Annotated in this window: 1 protein-coding gene; it reads left to right on the top strand. The window is 61.5% G+C overall.

The genetic code is table 11. From position 1 onward, the window contains the following. Positions 1-247, top strand: a 247-nt coding sequence (locus SB658_RS26445) for a hypothetical protein (RefSeq protein WP_410603465.1), incomplete at both ends; no start/stop codon positions are given.

Below are 247 nucleotides of genomic sequence, written 5' to 3'. Positions count from 1 at the left end.
GGCATCCTCACGGACGACGACCGCGACACCGATCACGGCACCTTCATTTCTGGGCTTCTTATCGCGGAGAAGCGGATGAATCCCTCCTTCCCCCAGGACCAACAACACGGGTGCGTCATCTACGACATCGACGTGTTGCCCGCAGACCCCGGCGATACCGGCATCCCTTTCAGTGGCTACTACCCCGGCGGGATCGCACAGTTTTTCGACGAGATCGAAGCGGCCGTCGAGGCGTACAGGCGTGACC

This window comes from Bacillus sp. SIMBA_008 (assembly GCF_046535495.1).
GTDB lineage: Bacteria > Bacillota > Bacilli > Bacillales > Bacillaceae > Bacillus > Bacillus subtilis.
The sequence above is the reverse complement of the archived record's forward strand: the minus strand, read 5'-3'. Positions and strand labels throughout refer to the sequence as shown.